This window comes from Vibrio sp. 1078-1, assembly GCF_033340475.1.
Genome location: NZ_JAWOWM010000399.1, coordinates 1 through 676, shown reverse-complemented (window position 1 = coordinate 676; position 676 = coordinate 1). Strand labels below are relative to the sequence as shown.

The 676-nt window shown below is 46.0% G+C and carries 1 protein-coding gene and 1 pseudogene; both read right to left on the bottom strand.

Annotated elements, in window-relative coordinates:
* A partial coding sequence (locus R7190_RS27815; protein WP_318137920.1) for an HTH domain-containing protein occupies nt 1–382 on the bottom strand: 382 nt, incomplete at its 3' end.
* A pseudogene (locus R7190_RS27810) lies at nt 379–676 on the bottom strand (UDP-N-acetylenolpyruvoylglucosamine reductase); the annotation flags it as partial. The gene R7190_RS27815 and the pseudogene R7190_RS27810, both read right to left, overlap by 4 nt.

Genomic DNA, 676 nt, shown 5'->3' with positions numbered 1-676 from the left:
CAAATGGCGATATCCATTGACGTCCGCGACGACCGCGCCCCTGCGCCTGATATTCAGCGATGCAAACTCGCCCTTTATCGGATTCACTGACTTTCTCTAACAAATATTGATTCGTTGAATCGATCACGGAAATCAGTTCTACCGGAGTGCTAATGGCATTTTTCAGACGAGTTTCATCGAGTAATTGAAGAGGATGAGCCAGTTGATAGCCTCGTCCTTGGATACGATAAATATCCACTCCCCAATCATTTAACCCTTTAATGTGCTTTGCAATTGCCGCTCTAGAAATGCCCAGTTGTTGTCCAAGCATTTCACCTGAATGAAAACCGCCATCGCTGAGTGTTTTAAGGATATGTAGCTTCACTGAGTGTTCTTTTCTCATTGAGCCGCCTCAATCTTAGCGAGATTAGTTTCACCTTGACGATTCATAAAGCGCACTTCGTGTTCGAGTTCAATTTGGTACTTATCCCACACCGCCCTTTTCACCAGAGAAGCAAGTGCAACCACGTCATCAGCACTGCAGTTGTCGACATTTGTTAATACCAACGCTTGTAAAGGGTTCACCTGAGCACCGTTGACTGAAATACCTTTCAAACCACACTGGTCAATCAGCCAACCGGCTGCCACTTTCATTCCCTCGTTTGCAGGGTAAGCCACCATGTCGCTATGCTTTCGA